This is a genomic window from Streptomyces sp. NBC_00490 (genome assembly GCF_036013645.1).
Classification (GTDB): domain Bacteria; phylum Actinomycetota; class Actinomycetes; order Streptomycetales; family Streptomycetaceae; genus Streptomyces; species Streptomyces canus_F.
Map to the genome: position 1 here is coordinate 3015697 of NZ_CP107869.1, position 16995 is coordinate 3032691.

16 protein-coding genes are annotated in these 16995 nt (G+C 70.3%); 7 read left to right on the top strand and 9 right to left on the bottom strand.

Annotated features, from left to right (window positions below; all coding sequences use genetic code 11):
* Positions 1-138 precede the first annotated feature (138 nt).
* The 7 genes from OG381_RS13555 to OG381_RS13585 form a co-directional block, all read right to left on the bottom strand.
* A complete protein-coding gene (locus tag OG381_RS13555) occupies positions 139-1035 on the bottom strand; it encodes a carbohydrate ABC transporter permease (protein ID WP_327716360.1) in 897 nt (298 codons plus the stop codon).
* Positions 1032-1967: a carbohydrate ABC transporter permease gene (locus OG381_RS13560; RefSeq protein WP_327716361.1), complete on the bottom strand. Its 936-nt coding sequence runs from the start codon at positions 1965-1967 to the stop codon at positions 1032-1034. Before OG381_RS13560 ends, OG381_RS13555 begins: the two co-directional genes overlap by 4 nt.
* A gap of 90 nt (positions 1968-2057) precedes the next feature.
* Complete coding sequence (araD, locus tag OG381_RS13565; protein ID WP_327716362.1) at positions 2058-3794, bottom strand: L-arabinonate dehydratase; 1737 nt, start codon at positions 3792-3794, stop codon at positions 2058-2060.
* Complete coding sequence (locus tag OG381_RS13570; RefSeq protein ID WP_327716363.1) at positions 3791-4699, bottom strand: dihydrodipicolinate synthase family protein; 909 nt, start codon at positions 4697-4699, stop codon at positions 3791-3793. Before OG381_RS13570 ends, araD begins: the two co-directional genes overlap by 4 nt.
* Positions 4696-5364, bottom strand: a complete 669-nt coding sequence (locus OG381_RS13575; protein WP_046257634.1) for a GntR family transcriptional regulator — start codon at positions 5362-5364, stop codon at positions 4696-4698. The genes OG381_RS13570 and OG381_RS13575 overlap by 4 nt, the downstream gene beginning before the upstream one ends.
* Before the next feature lie 145 nt (positions 5365-5509).
* A complete protein-coding gene (locus OG381_RS13580) occupies positions 5510-6262 on the bottom strand; it encodes an MBL fold metallo-hydrolase (protein ID WP_327716364.1) in 753 nt (250 codons plus the stop codon).
* A 94-nt stretch (positions 6263-6356) separates the two neighbouring features.
* Positions 6357-6938 carry a TIGR03086 family metal-binding protein gene (locus tag OG381_RS13585; protein WP_327716365.1) on the bottom strand — a complete coding sequence of 194 codons (582 nt, stop codon included), beginning with the start codon at positions 6936-6938 and terminating at the stop codon, positions 6357-6359.
* 141 nt (positions 6939-7079) lie between these two features.
* Between OG381_RS13585 and OG381_RS13590 the strand changes: the two genes are divergently transcribed.
* Positions 7080-8294 carry an MFS transporter gene (locus OG381_RS13590; RefSeq protein WP_327716366.1) on the top strand — a complete coding sequence of 405 codons (1215 nt, stop codon included), beginning with the start codon at positions 7080-7082 and terminating at the stop codon, positions 8292-8294.
* Here OG381_RS13590 and OG381_RS13595 read toward each other — a convergent pair.
* Together OG381_RS13595 and OG381_RS13600 are read right to left on the bottom strand one after the other, a co-directional pair.
* Positions 8231-9394, bottom strand: a complete 1164-nt coding sequence (locus OG381_RS13595; RefSeq protein ID WP_327716367.1) for a hypothetical protein — start codon at positions 9392-9394, stop codon at positions 8231-8233. The two genes, OG381_RS13590 and OG381_RS13595, sit on opposite strands and share 64 nt — an antisense overlap.
* Positions 9391-10335, bottom strand: coding sequence for a 5-dehydro-4-deoxyglucarate dehydratase (locus OG381_RS13600; RefSeq protein WP_327716368.1), 945 nt, complete (start codon positions 10333-10335; stop codon positions 9391-9393). Before OG381_RS13600 ends, OG381_RS13595 begins: the two co-directional genes overlap by 4 nt.
* Before the next feature lie 168 nt (positions 10336-10503).
* On the opposite strand from OG381_RS13600, the gene OG381_RS13605 reads away from it, so the two are divergent.
* From OG381_RS13605 to OG381_RS13630, 6 genes are all read left to right on the top strand, one after another.
* Positions 10504-11313: an NAD-dependent epimerase/dehydratase family protein gene (locus tag OG381_RS13605; protein ID WP_327716369.1), complete on the top strand. Its 810-nt coding sequence runs from the start codon at positions 10504-10506 to the stop codon at positions 11311-11313.
* Positions 11314-11600: 287 nt separating this feature from the next.
* Positions 11601-12368 (top strand): DeoR/GlpR family DNA-binding transcription regulator, encoded by a 768-nt coding sequence (locus tag OG381_RS13610; RefSeq protein ID WP_327716370.1) that lies wholly within the window; start codon positions 11601-11603, stop codon positions 12366-12368.
* Between the two features lie 77 nt (positions 12369-12445).
* Positions 12446-13816, top strand: coding sequence for an ABC transporter substrate-binding protein (locus OG381_RS13615; RefSeq protein WP_327716371.1), 1371 nt, complete (start codon positions 12446-12448; stop codon positions 13814-13816).
* Positions 13813-14751: a carbohydrate ABC transporter permease gene (locus OG381_RS13620; RefSeq protein ID WP_327716372.1), complete on the top strand. Its 939-nt coding sequence runs from the start codon at positions 13813-13815 to the stop codon at positions 14749-14751. Before OG381_RS13615 ends, OG381_RS13620 begins: the two co-directional genes overlap by 4 nt.
* Positions 14748-15584, top strand: a complete 837-nt coding sequence (locus OG381_RS13625) for a carbohydrate ABC transporter permease (protein WP_327716373.1) — start codon at positions 14748-14750, stop codon at positions 15582-15584. Before OG381_RS13620 ends, OG381_RS13625 begins: the two co-directional genes overlap by 4 nt.
* Complete coding sequence (locus tag OG381_RS13630; RefSeq protein ID WP_327716374.1) at positions 15581-16570, top strand: zinc-dependent alcohol dehydrogenase family protein; 990 nt, start codon at positions 15581-15583, stop codon at positions 16568-16570. The genes OG381_RS13625 and OG381_RS13630 overlap by 4 nt, the downstream gene beginning before the upstream one ends.
* Positions 16571-16995: the final 425 nt, after the last annotated feature.

Genomic DNA, 16995 nt, shown 5'->3' on the forward strand with positions numbered 1-16995 from the left:
CCCGACCGCGACCGACCGCCTCGGGCACCCCGGCGTCACTCACACCGAGGAGAACCCTGCCGACGGCACGACCCTCGGCCCGGACGACGACTCCCATCAGGCCCAGCACCACGCCCCCCACCGCGATCCGACGGAGCCTCATCCCTTCACCGCCCCCGCGCTGAAGCCCGTGATCAGCCACTTCTGGATGAAGGCGAACACGATCACCACGGGTACGGCCGCGATGATGCCGCCGGCGGCCAGCGCGCCGAGGTCGACGCTGTCCGCGCCCATCAGGGTGTTGAGGCCGACCGGGATCGTCTGCTTGTCCTGGTTGTTGAGGAACATCAGGGCGAACAGGAAGTGGTTCCAGGAGTGCACGAAGGCGAAGGAACCCACCGCGATCAGACCGGGCCGCAGCAGGGGCAGGACGACGATCCGGAACGCGGTGAAGCGGTTGCAGCCGTCGACCCAGGCCGCCTCCTCCAGGGAGTACGGCACGTTCTTGATGAAGTTGCTGATCAGGATGATCGACAGCGGCAGCTGGAAGACCGTCTCGGCGATGATGACACTGGTCAGCGAGTTGATCATCTGCAGTTCGGCGAAGATCTCGAACAGCGGCACCAGGAGCAGCGCGCCCGGCACGAACTGGGAGCACAGCAGGCCGAGCATGAAGGCCCGCTTGACCTTGAAGTTGAACCGGGCGAGGGCGTAGCCGCCGGCCAGCGCCACGAGGGTCGTCATCACCAGGGTGGCGACGCCGACGAGGACGCTGTTCTCGAAGTAGGTGCCGAACGACCGCTCCGTCCAGACCTTCTCGAAGTGGTCGAAGGTCATCGGCCACGGTACGAGCGAGGTCGAGCCGGACGGGCGGAGCGCGAAGAGCAGGATCCAGTAGAACGGGATCAGGGTGAAGAGCAGGTAGATCGACAGCGGCAGGTAGATGTGCCAGCGGGGCACCTCGTCCCAGGCGCGCTGGTGCTTCTTGGGGCGCGGCGGTGCGGGATCCGCGGCCTGCGGGGCCGGGGCGACCGGGGTGGCTTCCTTGGTGATCACTTGTCGTCGCCTCCGAACTTGCTCAGGCGCAGATAGACCATCGAGCAGAAGAGCAGAATCACGAACGCCACCGTGGTCAGGGCCGATGCGTAGCCGAAGTTGTGGGCGTCGACGCTGGTGTTGGCGATGTAGAGCGGGAGGGTCGTCGTCTCGCCGGCGGGTCCGCCGCCGGTGAGGGTGTAGAGCAGGTCGACGTTGTTGAACTCCCAGACCGCCCGCAACAGCGTGGACAGGATGATCGCGTCCTTCAGGTGCGGCAGCGTGATGTGCAGGAACTGCTTGAACCGGCTGGCCCCGTCGACCTCGGCGGCTTCGTAGAGGTCCTTCGATACGGACTGGAGGTCGGCGAGGATGAGGATCGCGAAGAAGGGGACCCCGCGCCACAGGTCGGCGACGATCGCCGCCGGGAACACGGTGGAGGTGTCCGACAGCCAGCTGGTGCCGTAGGAGCCGATGCCCATGTCCGCGAGGTAACGGGTGATGCCCGTCTGGGAGTTGTAGAGCAGGACCCAGATCGCGGAGGTCAGCACACCGGAGACGGCCCACGGGGAGAAGACCATGGCGCGTCCCATGGCCCGGCCCACGAAGCTCTGGTTGACGATGAGGGCCAGCGCGAGACCGAAGAGCAGCTGGAGACCGACCTCGACGAAGACCCACTTGGCGCTGAAGACCAGCGTGTCCCAGAAGATCGGGTCCTCGGTGAAGGCGTGGACGAAGTTGTCGAAGCCCGCGTATCCGTTGCGCCAGGGCTTGGTGGGGTTGTAGTTCTGCAGGCTGTAGTAGAAGACGCTGATGACCGGGTAGGCGATGAAGCCCAGCATGAGCACGCCGGCCGGTGCGATCAGCAGATAGGGGAGCTTGCGTGGGGTGGCGGAGGCACGGCGCCGCCGGGGTGGCGCTGGCGGTTTCGCCACGGCTGCGGCTTGGGCCATGACTGTTCTCCGATCTCGGTACGTCTTGGTACGACGTGCGGGAAGCGCTTTCTCTCTGGACATGCGGGTGCGCTGTGGTGCTGCTGCGGCTCAGCCGGCGTGCGGGTCGGTCGCCTTGCCCGGACGGGCCAGGAACTCGAAGTCGCAGCCGGTGTCGGCCTGCGTGATCTGCTCGTTGTAGAGCGCGCCGTAGCCTCGCTCGTAACGGACGGGCGGCGGTGTCCACTGCGCCCTGCGGCGCTCCAACTCCTCGTCGTCCACATGGAGATGGAGGGAGCGCGCCTCGACGTCCAGGGTGATCCGGTCACCGCTGCGGACGAGGGCGAGCGGTCCGCCGATGTACGACTCGGGCGCGACATGCAGTACGCACGCGCCGTAACTCGTGCCGCTCATCCGGGCGTCGGAGATCCGGACCATGTCCCGCACCCCCTGTTTGAGCAGGTGGTCGGGGATGGGCAGCATGCCGTACTCGGGCATGCCGGGGCCGCCCTTGGGCCCGGCGTTGCGCAGCACCACCACACTGTCGGCGGTGATGTTCAGCGACGGGTCGTTGATGGTCCGCTGCATGGTCTTGTAGTCGTCGAAGACGACCGCGGGACCGGTGTGCTTGAGCAGGTGCGGCTCGGCGGAGATGTGCTTGATGACCGCGCCGTCCGGGCAGAGGTTGCCGCGCAGGACGGCTACACCGCCCTCGTCGGCGACCGGGTTCTCACGGGTGCGGATGACGTCGTCGTTGTGCACGACGGCACCTTCGAGCTGCTCCCCCAGCGTGCCGTTGACGGTCGGCCGGTCCAGGTGCAGCAGGTCGGTGATCCGGGTGAGGAAGGCGGGCAGCCCGCCGGCGAAGTAGAAGTCCTCCATGAGGTACGTCTGGCCGCCGGGGCGTACGTTCGCCAGCACCGGGACGGTACGGGCGATGCGGTCGAAGTCGTCGAGGGCGAGCTTGATCCCGGACCGGCCCGCCATCGCGATCAGGTGGATCACGGCGTTGGTGGAGCCGCCGAGTCCGAGCACCGTGGTGACGGCGTCCTCGAAGGCCTCGCGGGTCAGGATCTCCGACGGCTTGAGGGCGGTCCAGGCGAGCTCCACGGCACGGCGCCCGGAGGCGGCGGCCATCCGCTCGTGCGCGGAGTCGACGGCCGGGATCGAGGAGGCGCCCGGCAGTGTCATGCCGAGGACCTCCGCCGCCGCGGTCATCGTGGACGCGGTGCCCATGGTCATGCAGTGGCCGGGCGAACGCGCCAACCCGCCCTGGAGTTCGCGGAGTTCGCAGTCCGTCAGATTGCCCGCGCGATGCTCGTCCCAGTACTTCCACATGTCGGTGCCGGACCCGAGGGTCTCCCCGCGCCAGTGCCCCGGCAGCATCGGCCCCGCGGGCACGAAGAGCGAGGGCACATCGGCCGAGGTGGCGCCCATGAGCAGCGCCGGCGTCGACTTGTCACAGCCGCCGAGCAGCACCGCCGCGTCGATCGGGTACGACCGCAGCAGCTCCTCCGTCTCCATCGCGAGGAGGTTGCGGTAGAGCATCGGGGTCGGCTTCTGGTAGGTCTCCGAGAGGGTGGCGACCGGGAACTCCAGCGGGAAACCCCCCGCCTGCCACACGCCCCGCTTGACCGCCTCGGCGCGCTCACGCAGATGGACATGGCAGGGGTTGATGTCGGACCAGGTGTTGAGGACGGCGATCACCGGGCGGCCCCGGTACTCCTCCGCCTCGTAACCCAGCTGGCGCATCCGGGCGTTGTGCGACCAGGTGCGCAACTGGCCCTCGGTGCCGTACCACTGGTGGCTCCGGAGCTCCTCGGGGCTTTTGCGTTCTCTGTCGGTCATATCGACCACCCGGCGGCTATCCCGGCGACCTCGGCCCGCTCGTCCTCGGGCAGCGTCCGGCTCGGCGGGCGCACCTCGCGGCGGCACAGACCCAGGGAGGCGAGGGCCTCCTTGACGACGGTGACGTTGTTGGCGGAGCCGTTGGCGGCGCGGAGCTCCTCGAAGCGGCGGATCTGCTCCCAGACCTTCATGGCGGCCGGGTAGTCGCCGGACCGCAGCGCTTCGATCATGTTCAGCGAGACGGCCGGGGCGACGTTCACCAGTCCGGAGGTGAAACCGGTGGCGCCCGCGGAGAAGTACGAGGGGGCGTAGGGCTCGGCGAGGCCGGCCACCCACACGAAGCGTTCCAGGCCCGCGTCCCGGGCGAAGGCGGCGAACCTCGCCGCGTCCGGGACGGCGTACTTCACCCCGATGACGTTCGGGCAGACGTCGGCGAGTTCGGCGAGACGGGCACCGGTGAGCTGCGCGTTGCGGATGTACGGCACGACGCCGAGCTCGGGCACGGCCTCGGCGATGGCGCGGTGGTAGTCGACCCAGCCGCCCTGGGAGACGTACGGGTGGACGGGCTGGTGGACCATCACCATCGCCGCGCCCAGCTCACGGGCGTGCTGCGCGGAGGCGACGGCGGTGGGCACGTCGTGGCCGACGCCGACGAGGATCACGGCACGGTCGCCGGCCTCGTCGACCGTCAACTCGGTGACGAGTTGGCGCTCTTGGGGGGTCAGGGCGTAGAACTCGCCGGTGTTCCCGTTGGGGGTGAGGGTCGTGACCCCACCGTCGAGGAGACGACGCAGCAGGGCCCGGTGGGTGTCCTGGTCGACGGTGCCGTCCTCGGCGAACGGTGTCACCGGGATCGCCACCACGTCGGCCAGGGCCGCCCGCTGGGTCTCGAACGTCGCTGTCATGCCTGACCGTCCTCTCCCTGGGCCTCGGACTCCGCGTCCGGGAAGGCCCGTTGCACGAACGACGCGATGTGCGCGTGAAGGGCGCGGGCCGCGCCGTCGGCGTCACCGTCGAGCGCGAGCCGCAGGATCTCCCGGTGCTCACCGGCCTCCCGCTCCCACGAGGGTGAGGCCGCCCAGGCGACGGCGGAGACGAGGGCCGCCTGGTCACGGACCTCGTCGAGCATCCGGCCGAGCAGCGGGTTGCCGCACGGCAGATACAGCGACCGGTGGAACTCCCGGTTGGCGAGGGAGCGTTCGGCGGTGTCGGTGGCCTGGTCGGCCCGGGTCAGCGCGTCACGGGCCTCGTCGAGGGAGGCGCCGCGCTTCACCGCCCGCTTCAGGGCCTCGGGCTCCAGGAGCAGCCGGACGTCGTAGACCTCGCGCGCCATGTCCGCGTCCACCATGCGCACCGTGACGCCCTTGTACTGGTTCATCACGACGAGACCGGTGCCGGCCAGGGTCTTGAGCGCCTCGCGCACCGGGGTCTTGGACACCCCGAACTGCGCGGCGAGCTCGGTCTCGACCAGAGCCTGCCCCGGCGTCAACTGGCCGGTGAGGATGCGGCGTTTGATCTCCTCGAGCACGTACTGCGTGCGGGAGGGGATCGGCGTGGGCACAGAGGTCATGCGCGCCTCTCGGATCTCGCGTATCGGATCTCACGTATCGCGTCTCATATATGACGTACGAAGTACGACGGGTTGAACGTAGGAGGGGGCCCGTGTTTCGTCAATGCTTCTGACAAAGGAAGTTGAGGTTGCCGAGCAGAGAGTGTCAGACGGTGTACGTCTCGCCGACACGGGCGGCTGTGGTGCGGCCGCCGAAGACGGAGGCGGCACGGGCGGTGGCGTGCTCGGGGGTGAGGGTGGGGCCGACATGGGTGACGAGCAGCTGTCGGGCCCGCGCCGCCCGCGCCACGCCGCCGGCGTCCTCGGGCGTCAGATGAACCTGTTCGCCATCGCGATGCGCATCGATGTCGGCCTCGCAGAGGAACAGGTCCGCCCCGTCCGCGAGACGCGGCAGTGCGTCGCAGGGCCCGGTGTCCCCGGAGTACGCCAGGGCTCGTCCGCCGCTCTCGGCCCACAGGCCGTAGGCCTCGACGTCGTGCAGGACCTCGCGGGCGGTGAGCGTCAGATCGGCGTGCCGGACGGTGTGCCCGTCGTGCAGCGGCCGGAAGTCGAAGACGCCGCTCAGGAACCCGGAGTCGGGCCGCCCGAAGAATCCGGCGAGGCGTGCGGCGCAGTCGCGCGGCGCGTAGACCGGGACCGGCGCGGGGAGGGTGAGCCCGCCGTACGCGAAGCCGTAGAAGGCGGCGGTGAGGTCGGCGTAGTGGTCGGCGTGCAGATGCGAGATCCAGATCGCGCTCAGCCGCGTCGGGTCCGTGTGCCGCTGCAACTCGGCGAAGGTCCCGGTCCCGGCGTCCACCCACACCTCGGCACCGCCTCCCCGCACCAGATGCCCGGAGCACGGGGTGTCCGGGCCGGGGTGCGGGGAGGCGGTGCCGAGGACGGTGAGGGTGAGAGACATGCGGGGAGCGTAGGTCCGGGTGCCGCGCACACGCCTCTGATTAAGGCCGCTCGACCAAGGCTCCGATCAAGACGGTCCGATCAAGACCGTTCGATCAAGGCCGCTGCCATCCGGGATCCCGCCCGCTCAGTCCGACGGCCCGGTCGAGCAGCGGGGCGCCGTCCGGCACGGGCACCACGGGACCGAAGATGCCACCGCCCTGGTCGTCCTCCTTGGCGGCCGCGAGCAGGAAGTCGTACGACACCTGGAGTGCGGCGGGGTCCGGGTCGTACGGGAGGCCGGTGGCGCGGGCCAGGTCCCAGCCGTGGATGACCAGTTCGTCGATCGCGACCGCTCCGGCGACCTCGCCGGGCAGATCGACACCGCCCGCGCGGGTCATCCCGGTCCAGGCCGACGGGTCGCGCCAGGCGTCGGCGAGTTCGTCGAGGACCTTCGGCAGTTCCTCACGCCAGCCGGGACCGATGTCCGGTACGGCGGAGGCGGGATCGGTGTTCGTCGTGGGGCCGAGGTCCTTGCGGGCGGCGTCACGGAAGGCGACGGACAGGCCCAGCAGGTGGCCCAGCAGATTGCGGACCGCCATCGCCGGACAGGGGGTCGGGTCCGTCAGCTGGTCGTCCCGGACGGCCTGGGCGAGGCGCGCCAGGGTGCGGGTCTGGGGGCCGAGGTCGAAAGTCATGCGTGCTCCTCCGGGATGGGTGCCCTTCGGGAGGTAGACCGACAGGCCTCCCGGAACTCATCGCCGCGCCCCGAAACACCTCTCCTTCTAGGGCATCCGCCCGATCCCCTCACCCCCTCCTCAGTCCCACGATCAACAGGCATGGCACCTCTTCGGACCGTCCTGCGCGACCGCGACGCAGGCCTCTACCTCACCGCCGTCGTCGTCTCCGGCTTCGGCACCTCCGCGCTCTGGCTGGCCTCGGGCGTCTGGGTCAAGGACCTCACCGGCTCCGACGGCCTCGCCGCGCTGTGCCTGCTCGTCATGTGGGCGCCGACGCTGCTCGGCCCGCTCCTGGGCACCCTCGCCGACCGTGTGCGGCGCAAACCGCTGCTGATCGGCGCGAACCTGCTCCTGGCCGCCCTGCTGCCCACCCTCTTCACCGTCGACTCCACCGACGGCCTGTGGCTTGTCTACGCGGTCCTCTTCGTCTACGGCGCGGCGGGCGTCGTCCATGACGCGGCCGAGTCCGCTCTGGTCGCCGCCACCGTCGACCCGGCTCTGCTCGGCGCGTTCAACGGCCTGCGCATGGCGATCACGGAGGGCATGAAACTCGTGGCCCCGCTGGCGGGCGCGGGACTCTACTCCGCGTACGGCGGACCGGCCGTCGCTCTCCTCGACGCCGGCACCTTCGTGCTGGCCACGGTCCTGTACGCCGCCCTGCGCGTCCGGGAGAGCGGGCCGGGGCCGTCGCGGCGCGCCCCGGCCGCCGAGGCCGTCCGCCATCTGCGGGCCCACCCGCTCCTGCGCCCCCTCGTCCTGGCCGGCGGCACCACCATGCTCTTCGCGGGCCTGAGCGGTGCGATGCTCTACGCCGTCATCGACGACCTCGGGCACTCCCCCGCGTACGCCGGTGTCCTCTACGCCGTCCAGGGCGCCGGTTCCGTGGTGGTCGGGCTGCTCTCGGGACCCGCCCTGCGGCTCCTCGGCGCCCGCCGGTTCGCGGCGTACGGCATCGCCCTCGCGGCCGTCGCGACGGGGCTGCGGGCCGTGCCGTCCGATCCGGTGGCCCTCGCGTGCAGCGCGGCGAGCGGGGTGGGGCTGCCCTGTGTGCTGATCGCCGCGCTCACCGCCGTACAGCGCGAGACACCGGACGCACTGCTGGGCCGTACGGTCGCCACGGCCAACACGCTGGTGTTCGCACCGAACGTCCTCGGGCTGGCCGCGGGGGCGGTCCTGGTCGAACTGGTCGACCAGAAGCCGCTGTTGGTCGTCCTGGGCGGGTTGTGGCTGCTGACGGCGGTGCCGTTGGCTCAGAGGCCGGCGAGCGCCGCGCGCACCAGCTCCAGGTCCCCGTCCGACGCCAACCCCGCGTGATAGAGCCGCATCTCCGTGGCGCCCAGCTCCCGCGCGCGCGCCGCGTCCGTCGCGAGCGTGCCGGGGCTGCCGCCCATCCCGGAGACCACGCCGAAGTTGGCGGCGATCACCGCGTCCGTCCGGCCCTGCCCGGCGAACGGCGTCAGCAGGCCCGGTCCGCCCGCGCACGGCACGACCACGCCGTCCGCGACGGAGAGGATGTGCGCGGGGTCCACGCCCGGGTTCGCGCCGACGTGGTACGTCACCGGGTCGGCGTGCAGCAGGATCTGGAAACCGTCGGGAGCCGCCGCGCGCACCGCGCCGACCGCCGCCTCCTGGAGCGTGCGGGCGGTTTCGTCGCGCCACGCGCGCGTGGCCGCAGCCACCGAGGCACCGAGGAGCTTCTCGACCCCCGCCCAGTCACCGTCGTCCGGCGCCCCCTGCCACAGCGGCTCCAGCGCGTCCCGTACCGCGGCGGCGAGTTCGCCGGCGTCCAGGCCCTGGGCGGCGTAGCCCTCCCGGCAGACCGCGCAGAAGCAGAGCGCCATCAGATACATGCCGGCGTCCCCGAGGCCGACCCCGCCGGTCTTGTCGTGGGCGTGCAGATGCTGGAGGCCGTACCAGCCGAGGGACTCCAGTTCGGTGCCGCGCGCGCCCGGGCGTACCGCCGCCTCGGCGGCCAGGTCGACGAGGTACGCGCGCGTGGCGGGCTGGGCGATACAGGGGGCCCACGGGTAGCGGTCACCGTAGGCGTTGACGACCGAGGTGTCCGGATGTTCCGCGCCCAGGCGGGAGTTGTGGGCGAGGACCACCCAGGTGTGCACCTCCAGACCGGCCTCCGTCAGCGCGGCGGCCGCCTCGCCGAAGGCGTCGCCGGGCGCCCAGTCGCCGGCCGGGTAGGGGCTCAGCTCCCGTCCCCGCCAGCGGTCGTCGGTGGGGTAGAGCACGGACGCGTGCTCGGCGGTCACGATGCGGTGGCGCGGGTGGCGGGGCGTCAACGCGCGCGTGGAGTGGTACGCGGAGGCGAGCGTCACCTGGCGCACGCCGAGGGCGGCGATGCGCGCGGCGGCCTCCGGGTCCCCGTTGACGTCCCAGGGGTAGACGAATGTCGACGCCTTCACTTGGTGTCCTCCTCCAGCAGCGCGTATCCACGCTCGATGATCTGAGCGAGCTGCTTCACATGATCCTCGGTCGGCTCGTGCAGCGGCGGCCGCACCTCCCCCACGTCGAGCCCGCGCAGCCGTACACCGGCCTTGACCAGGGCGACGGCGTAACCGCGGCCCTGGGCGCGCAACTCGACGAACGGGCGGTAGAAGCCGTCCAGGAGACGGTTGGCCGTCTTCGAGTCGCCCGACTCCAGCGCCCGGTGGAAGGCGAGGGCGACCTCGGGGGCGAAGCAGAACACGGCGGAGGAGTAGAGCGGGACGCCGACCGCGCGGTAGGCGAGCTGGGTCTGTTCGGCGGTCGGCAGGCCGTTGAAGTAGAGGAAGTCGCCGGGGACCTCGGTGCGCACGGCGCTGACGATCCGCTGGACGAGGTCGAGGTCGCCGAGCCCGTCCTTGAGGCCGACGATCCCTTCGGTGCGGGCCAGTTCGACGACGGTCTCCGGCGTGAACACGGCGTTGTCGCGCTGGTAGACGACGACGGGCAGCGCGGTGGCCGCCGCGATCTCCTTGTAGTGCCGCAGCAGTCCCTCCTGCCCGGCGATCACGAGGTACGGCGGCAGCGCGAGCAGTCCGTCCGCGCCGGCCGCCTCGGCCAGCTTCGCGTACCGCACGGCGAGCGCGGTGCCGTACCCGGCGCCCGCGACGACCGGCACCCGTCCGGCCGTCTCCGCCACGGCCGCCCGCACGCACGCCTCGAACTCCTCGGGCGTCAGTGCGTGGAACTCCCCGGTGCCGCAGCACGCGAAGACGGCGGCGGCCCCGGCCTCCACCCCGCGGCGCACATGCGCGCGGTAGACGTCGAGGTCGACCGAGCCGTCGGGCGCGTAGGCGGTGACGGGGAAGAACAGCGGCCCGCTGGGGATGCCGAGTCGGGTGGCGAGGTCGGCAGTCGTCACGGGCTCTCCCTGGGGTCGATAAACAGAGGTGTGCGGGATTCTGATCAGAGTTTACATTTCTGAACATGCGTAGCACCACCCTTGACGAGGAGTGGTGATGATCCTTAACTTGTCCACGAATGTGAATACTGAGCAGTCGTACGGTCGTCGACTCAAGGAGAACTGAGGATGCCCACGCCCCGCACCGTTCTGCTCACCGGCGCCGCCGGCGGGCTCGGCACCCTGATGCGGGACCTGCTCCCCGGGTACGGCTACGAGTTGCGCCTCCTCGACCTGCTCCCCATCGAGGGCGAACCCGACGCGATCGTCGCGGACCTCGCCGACAAGGACGCCGTGCGCGAGGCCGTCCGGGGCGTCGACGCGATCATCCACCTCGCGGGCATCTCCCTGGAGGCCTCGTTCGAGAAAATCCTCAGGGCGAACATCGAGGGCACCTACAACCTGTACGAGGCCGCCCGCGAGGAGGGCGTACCGAGGATCGTCTTCGCCTCCTCCAACCACGCGGTGGGCTTCACCCCCCGCCCCCAGGGCGACGCCCCCCTGATCCCGATCGACACCCCGCACCGCCCGGACACCTTCTACGGCCTGTCCAAGTCCTTCGGCGAGGACCTGGCCCAGCTCTACTGGGACAAGCACGCCCTGGAGACCGTGTCGGTACGCATCGGCTCCTGCTTCCCCGAGCCCAGCAGCGTCCGCATGCTCTCGGTGTGGATGAGCCCCGCCGACGGCGCCCGTCTCTTCCACGCGGCCCTCACCGCCGAGAACGTCCAGCACACCGTCGTCTACGGCTCCTCCGCCAACACCCGCCTGTGGTGGGACCTCAGCACCGCCCGGGCGATCGGCTACGACCCCCAGGACGACTCCGAGCAGTACGCCGAGAAGCTCATCGCCGAGCAGGGCGAGCTCGACCCGGAGAACATCGCCCACGCCCACCTGGGCGGCCACTTCGTGAGCGACCCGCCGATCTGGCCGTACTGACGGTCACAGAACGGACCGGCCCGCAGATCGATACGGGCATGACGGGCGCCGTGGATCGTGGCGCGCAGCGCCACGTCCAGGGGCGCGGGGAACTGCGCGACCAGCCACAACGAGCCCGCAGCCGCCCCGCAACAGCCGCCCCCGAGCTCGTCGGCGCACCCTGCCCGAACGGGCACATCCGGTCAGCATCCCCGTCGTAACAGACCTGGTCACCGCCACCCAGCCGCTGTAGAACTTCCTCCATAAGGCCCGAACGGGCAGCACCACCGGGGAAGGCGGGTGACGACATGACCGGCACCGCAGAAGACCGCCAGCGGCACATCGTGCAGGCCGCCCGCACCACAGGCGCCGTGGACGTCAACACCCTCGCCACCCAACTCGGCGTGGCGAAGGAGACCGTCCGCCGAGACCTCCGCGCCCTGGAGGACCACGGCCTGATCCGCCGCACCCACGGCGGCGCCTACCCCGTGGAGAGCGCCGGTTTCGAGACGACGCTCGCCTTCCGCGCCACCAGCCACGTCCCCGAGAAGCGCCGCATCGCCACCGCCGCGGCCGAACTGCTCGGGGACGCCGAGACGGTCTTCGTCGACGAGGGCTTCACCCCCCAGCTCATCGCCGAGGCCCTGCCCCGGGACCGCCCCCTGACCGTGGTCACCGCGTCCCTCCCGGTCGCGGGCGCCCTCGCCGAGGCGGACAACGTCTCGGTCCTGCTGCTCGGGGGCCGGGTCCGCTCCGGCACCCTGGCCACCGTCGACCACTGGACGACGAAGATGCTCGCCGGCTTCGTCCTCGACCTCGCCTACATCGGCGCCAACGGAATCTCCCGCGAACACGGCCTCACCACCCCCGACCCCGCGGTCAGCGAGGTCAAGGCACAGGCGATCCGGGCCGCGCGCCGCACGGTGTTCGCGGGTGTCCACACCAAGTTCGGGGCGGTCAGCTTCTGCCGGTTCGCGGAGATCGGCGTGCTGGAGACGATCGTCACGAGCACCCTGCTCCCCACGTCCGAGGCCCACCGCTACTCATTGCTCGGGCCCCAGGTCATCCGCGTCTGAAAAACCAACTCACCACTTAATACGGCACGCCACACCTTGTCGTGCCCTTTATCTCCCCATAAGTCCAGGAGCGATCCATGCGAACCCAGAGCCGACGACGGCCACCGCGAGCCACGCTCGCCCTGGCCGCCGCAGGGACGCTGCTCACCCCGCTGCTCTCCGGCTGCTGGGTCGGAGCCGGCGGGGCGGGGGCGGGCGGCGACGCGATCAACGTCCTCATGGTCAACAACCCCCAGATGACCGAGTTGCAGAAACTCGCCCCCCGCTTCACCGAAGAGACCGGCATCAAGGTCAACTTCACCGTCCTGCCCGAGAACGACGTCCGCGACAAGATCAGCCAGGACTTCGCCAACCAGGCGGGCCAGTACGACGTCGCCACCCTCTCCAACTACGAGATCCCGATCTACGCCCGCAACGGCTGGCTGCACGAGATGGACTCCTACGTCGCCAAGGACCCGGCGTACGACGAACAGGACGTCCTCAAGCCGATGCGCCAGTCCCTGACCGGCGACGACGGCAAGCTCTACGGCCAGCCCTTCTACGGCGAGTCCTCCTTCCTGATGTACCGCAAGGACGTCTTCGCGAAGGCGGGCCTGACGATGCCGGCCCACCCCACCTGGACCCAGGTGGCCGACCTGGCCGCGAGGGCGGACGGCGCCGAGTCCGGCATGAAGGGCATCTGTCTGCGCGGACTGCCGGGCTGGGGCGAGGTGATGGCGCCCCTGACGACCGTCGTGAACACCTTCGGCGGCACCTGGTTCGACCAGAACTGGAAGGCCCGGCTCGACTCCCCCGAGTGGGAGAAGGCGACCAAGTTCTATGTCGACCTCGTCCGTGAGCACGGCGAGTCGGGAGCACCCCAGTCCGGCTTCGCCGAGTGCCTCAACAACATGACCCAGGGCAAGGTCGCCATGTGGTACGACGCCACGAGCGCCGCCGGCTCCCTGGAGGCGAAGGACTCCCCCGTCAAGGGCAAGGTCGGCTACGCCCCCGCCCCCGTCGAGGAGACGAAGTCCGCCGGCTGGCTCTACACCTGGGCCTGGGGCATCCAGGACGCCTCCCGCAACCCCGACAAGGCCTGGAAGTTCGTGTCCTGGGCCTCCGGCAAACAGTACGAACAGCTGGTCGGCGACCAGATCGGCTGGTCCAACGTCCCGGCCGGCAAGCGCGCGTCGACGTACACGAATCCGGCGTACGTCAAAGAGGCCGCCGCCTTCCAGGAGATGACCAAGGAGGCCATCGAAGGCGCTCGGCCCAACGACCCGGGGGTGCAGCCGCGTCCCGCGCCCGGCATCCAGTTCGTCGGCATCCCCGAGTTCACCGATCTCGGCACCAAGGTCTCCCAGGAGATCAGCGCGGCCATCGCCGGACGCCAGTCCGTCGAGTCGGCGCTGAAGAAGTCCCAGCGGCTCGCCGAGAAGATCTCCGAGGAGTACGAGGGACGATGACAGCGACGACAACGGCTCCGATAGCCGCCACTCCCGTACGCACCACCCGTCAGCCGTCGGCCCGTCTGCGCAACTGGGCCACCCGGGCCCCGCTCCTGCCCGCCCTGATCTTCATGATCGTGGTCACCCAGCTCCCGTTCGTGGCCACCCTGGTGATCTCGTTCTTCGACTGGAACGCCCTGTACCCGAAGGCCCGGCACTTCACCGGCCTCGACAACTACCAACAGGTCCTGACCGACGCCGACCTGCGCCACTCGGTGTGGACGACGGTCCTGCTGACGGCGACGGTGGTGCTGGTCAGCCTGGTACTCGGCCTGGCTCTGGCGCTCCTGCTGGACCGTCGGTTCAAGGGCCGCGGTGTGGTCCGCACGCTCCTGATCGCCCCCTTCCTCGTCGTCCCCGTAGCGGCGGCCCTGCTCTGGAAGCATGTGCTCTACAACCCTGAATACGGTCTGCTCAATGGGCTGTTGCACTACGTGGGCGGCCCACAGCCCGACTGGATCTCCAACACCCCGCTGCTCGCCGTCGAAGCTTCTCTCGTCTGGCAGTGGACGCCGTTCATGATGCTGATCCTGCTGGCCGGCCTGCAGAGCCGCGACCAGCAGCAGATGGAGGCGGCGAAGGTGGACGGCGCCAGCGAGTGGCAGATGTTCCGCTACCTGACCCTCCCGCACCTGCGCCGCTACCTCGAACTCGGCGCCCTGCTGGGCTCGATCTACATCGTCCAGAACTTCGACGCGGTCTTCACGATCACGTCGGGCGGCCTCGGCACCGCCAACCTCCCCTACACCGTCTACCAGAGCTTCTACCAGGCCCACGAGAACGGCCTCGCCTCGGCCGCGGGCGTCCTGGTGGTCATCGGCTCGATCATCATCGCGACCTTCGCCCTGCGCGTGGTGTCGTCCCTGTTCCGTGAGGAGGCGGGTCGGGCATGAGTGCAACGACCGTACGCCGTAAGGGCGTTGGCCTGGGCCTGCTGGCCTGGTTCCTGGGAGTGGTGTTCTTCCTCCCCATCGCGTGGATGGCCCTGACGTCCTTCCACTCGGAGACGGACGCGGCGACGAATCCCCCCTCCTTCGGGGCCTCCCTCACCCTGGACGGCTACCGCGAGTTCTTCGGCACGGGCGGCGGCGCGAGCCCCTGGCCCTCGCTGATCAACTCGACGGTGGCGTCGCTGGCGTCGACGGCCTTCGTCCTGCTCCTGGCACTCCCGGCGGCGTACGCGCTGTCGATCCGCCCGGTGAAGAAGTGGACGGACGTCCTGTTCTTCTTCCTGTCCACGAAGATGCTGCCGGTGGTGGCGGGGCTGCTGCCCATCTACCTGTTCGCCAAGAACACGGACATGCTCGACAACATCTGGCTGCTGGTCATCCTCTACACCTCCATGAACCTGCCGATCGCGGTCTGGATGATGCAGTCGTTCCTGGCCGAGGTGCCGGTGGCGATCATCGAGGCGGCCAGGGTGGACGGCGCCCGGCTCCCGACGATCCTGGCGCGCGTGGTCGCCCCGATCGCCCTCCCGGGAATCGCCGCGACAGCGCTGATCTGCTTCATCTTCAGCTGGAACGAGCTGCTGTTCGCGAGGGTCCTGACCGGCGTGGTGGCGGAGACCGCCCCCGTCTTCCTGACCGGCTTCATCACCAGCCAGGGCCTGTTCCTGGCGAAGGTGTGCGCCGCGTCGCTCGTCATCTCCCTGCCGGTGCTCGCCGCGGGGTTCGCCGCCCAGGACAAGCTGGTCCAGGGCCTGTCTCTGGGAGCCGTGAAATGAAGGCCGCCGTCATCGAGTCCGTGGGCCGTGCCGTCGTCGCCGAGGTCCCGGACCCGACGCCGGGTCCGCGCGAGGTCGTCGTCGAGGTCGCCGCGTGCGGTCTGTGCGGCACCGACCTGCACATCCTCCAGGGCGAGTTCGCGCCGAAGCTGCCGATCGTGCCGGGGCACGAGTTCGCGGGCGAGGTGGTGGGGGTGGGTACCCAGGTCACGGAGGTCGCGGTCGGCGACCGGGTGGCGGTCGATCCCTCGCTGTACTGCTACGAGTGCCGGTACTGCCGTACGGGCCACAACAACCTCTGCGAACGGTGGGCCGCGATCGGTGTGACCACGGCCGGCGGCGCGGCGCAGTACGCGGTGGCCCCGGTGGCCAACTGCGTACGGCTTCCCGAACACGTCCGCACCCAGGACGCGGCACTGGTCGAACCGCTGTCCTGCGCGGTCCGGGGCTACGACGTCCTCCAGTCCCGCCTCGGCGCCCATGTCCTGATCTACGGCTCCGGAACCATGGGGCTGATGATGCTGGAGCTGGCGAAGCGGACCGGTGCGGCGAGCGTGGACGTGGTGGATGTGAACCCGGCCCGCCTGGAGACGGCCCGCCGCCTCGGCGTCTCGTCCTCGGCGGCGAACGCGGACGAGCTCGAGCGTCCTCAGGGCTGGGACGTGGTGGTCGACGCGACGGGCAACGCGGCGGCGATCCAGGACGGGCTGGAGCGGGTGGCCAAGGCGGGCACGTTCCTCCAGTTCGGCGTGGCCGACTACGCGACGCGCGTCACGATCGACCCCTACCGCATCTACAACCAGGAGATCACCATCACCGGCTCGATGGCGGTCCTGCACAGCTTCGAACGCGCGGCGGAACTCTTCGCGAACGGCGTCCTCGACCCCGACATCTTCATCAGCGACCGCATCCCCCTGGACCGCTACCCGGAGGCCCTGAACCAGTTCGCGGCGGGCGTCGGCAGAAAGATCGTGGTGGTGCCGTAGAGCGTTACCTCGCCCCCGCCGCCCCTACCCGTCCCATCCCCAGGGGCTGCCGCCCCTTCAACCCCGCCCCCAGAGGGCTCCGCCCCCTGGCCCCCGCTCCTCAAACGCCGGAGGGGCTGAATACAACCCAGCCCCTCCGGCACCCCGCAACGAGGCTGCCGCCGTCCCACCTCCCACCCGCCGGTGGCTTCGCCTCTTTCAGCCCCTCTGGCGTCCCGGGACGAGGCTGCCGCCGTCCCGAACCCCACCCACCCGCCGGGGCTTCGCCTTTCGACGCCGGCCCGCATCTTTCAGCCCGTCCGGCGTTTGAGGACGAGGCCCTTTCGGGGCCGACGGCGGGGGTCTGGGGGCGCAGCCCCCAGGGATGGGACGGGTAGGGGCGGCGGGGGCGAAAAACCGTTGGGGCCCGCCCCCACCGGCCGCCT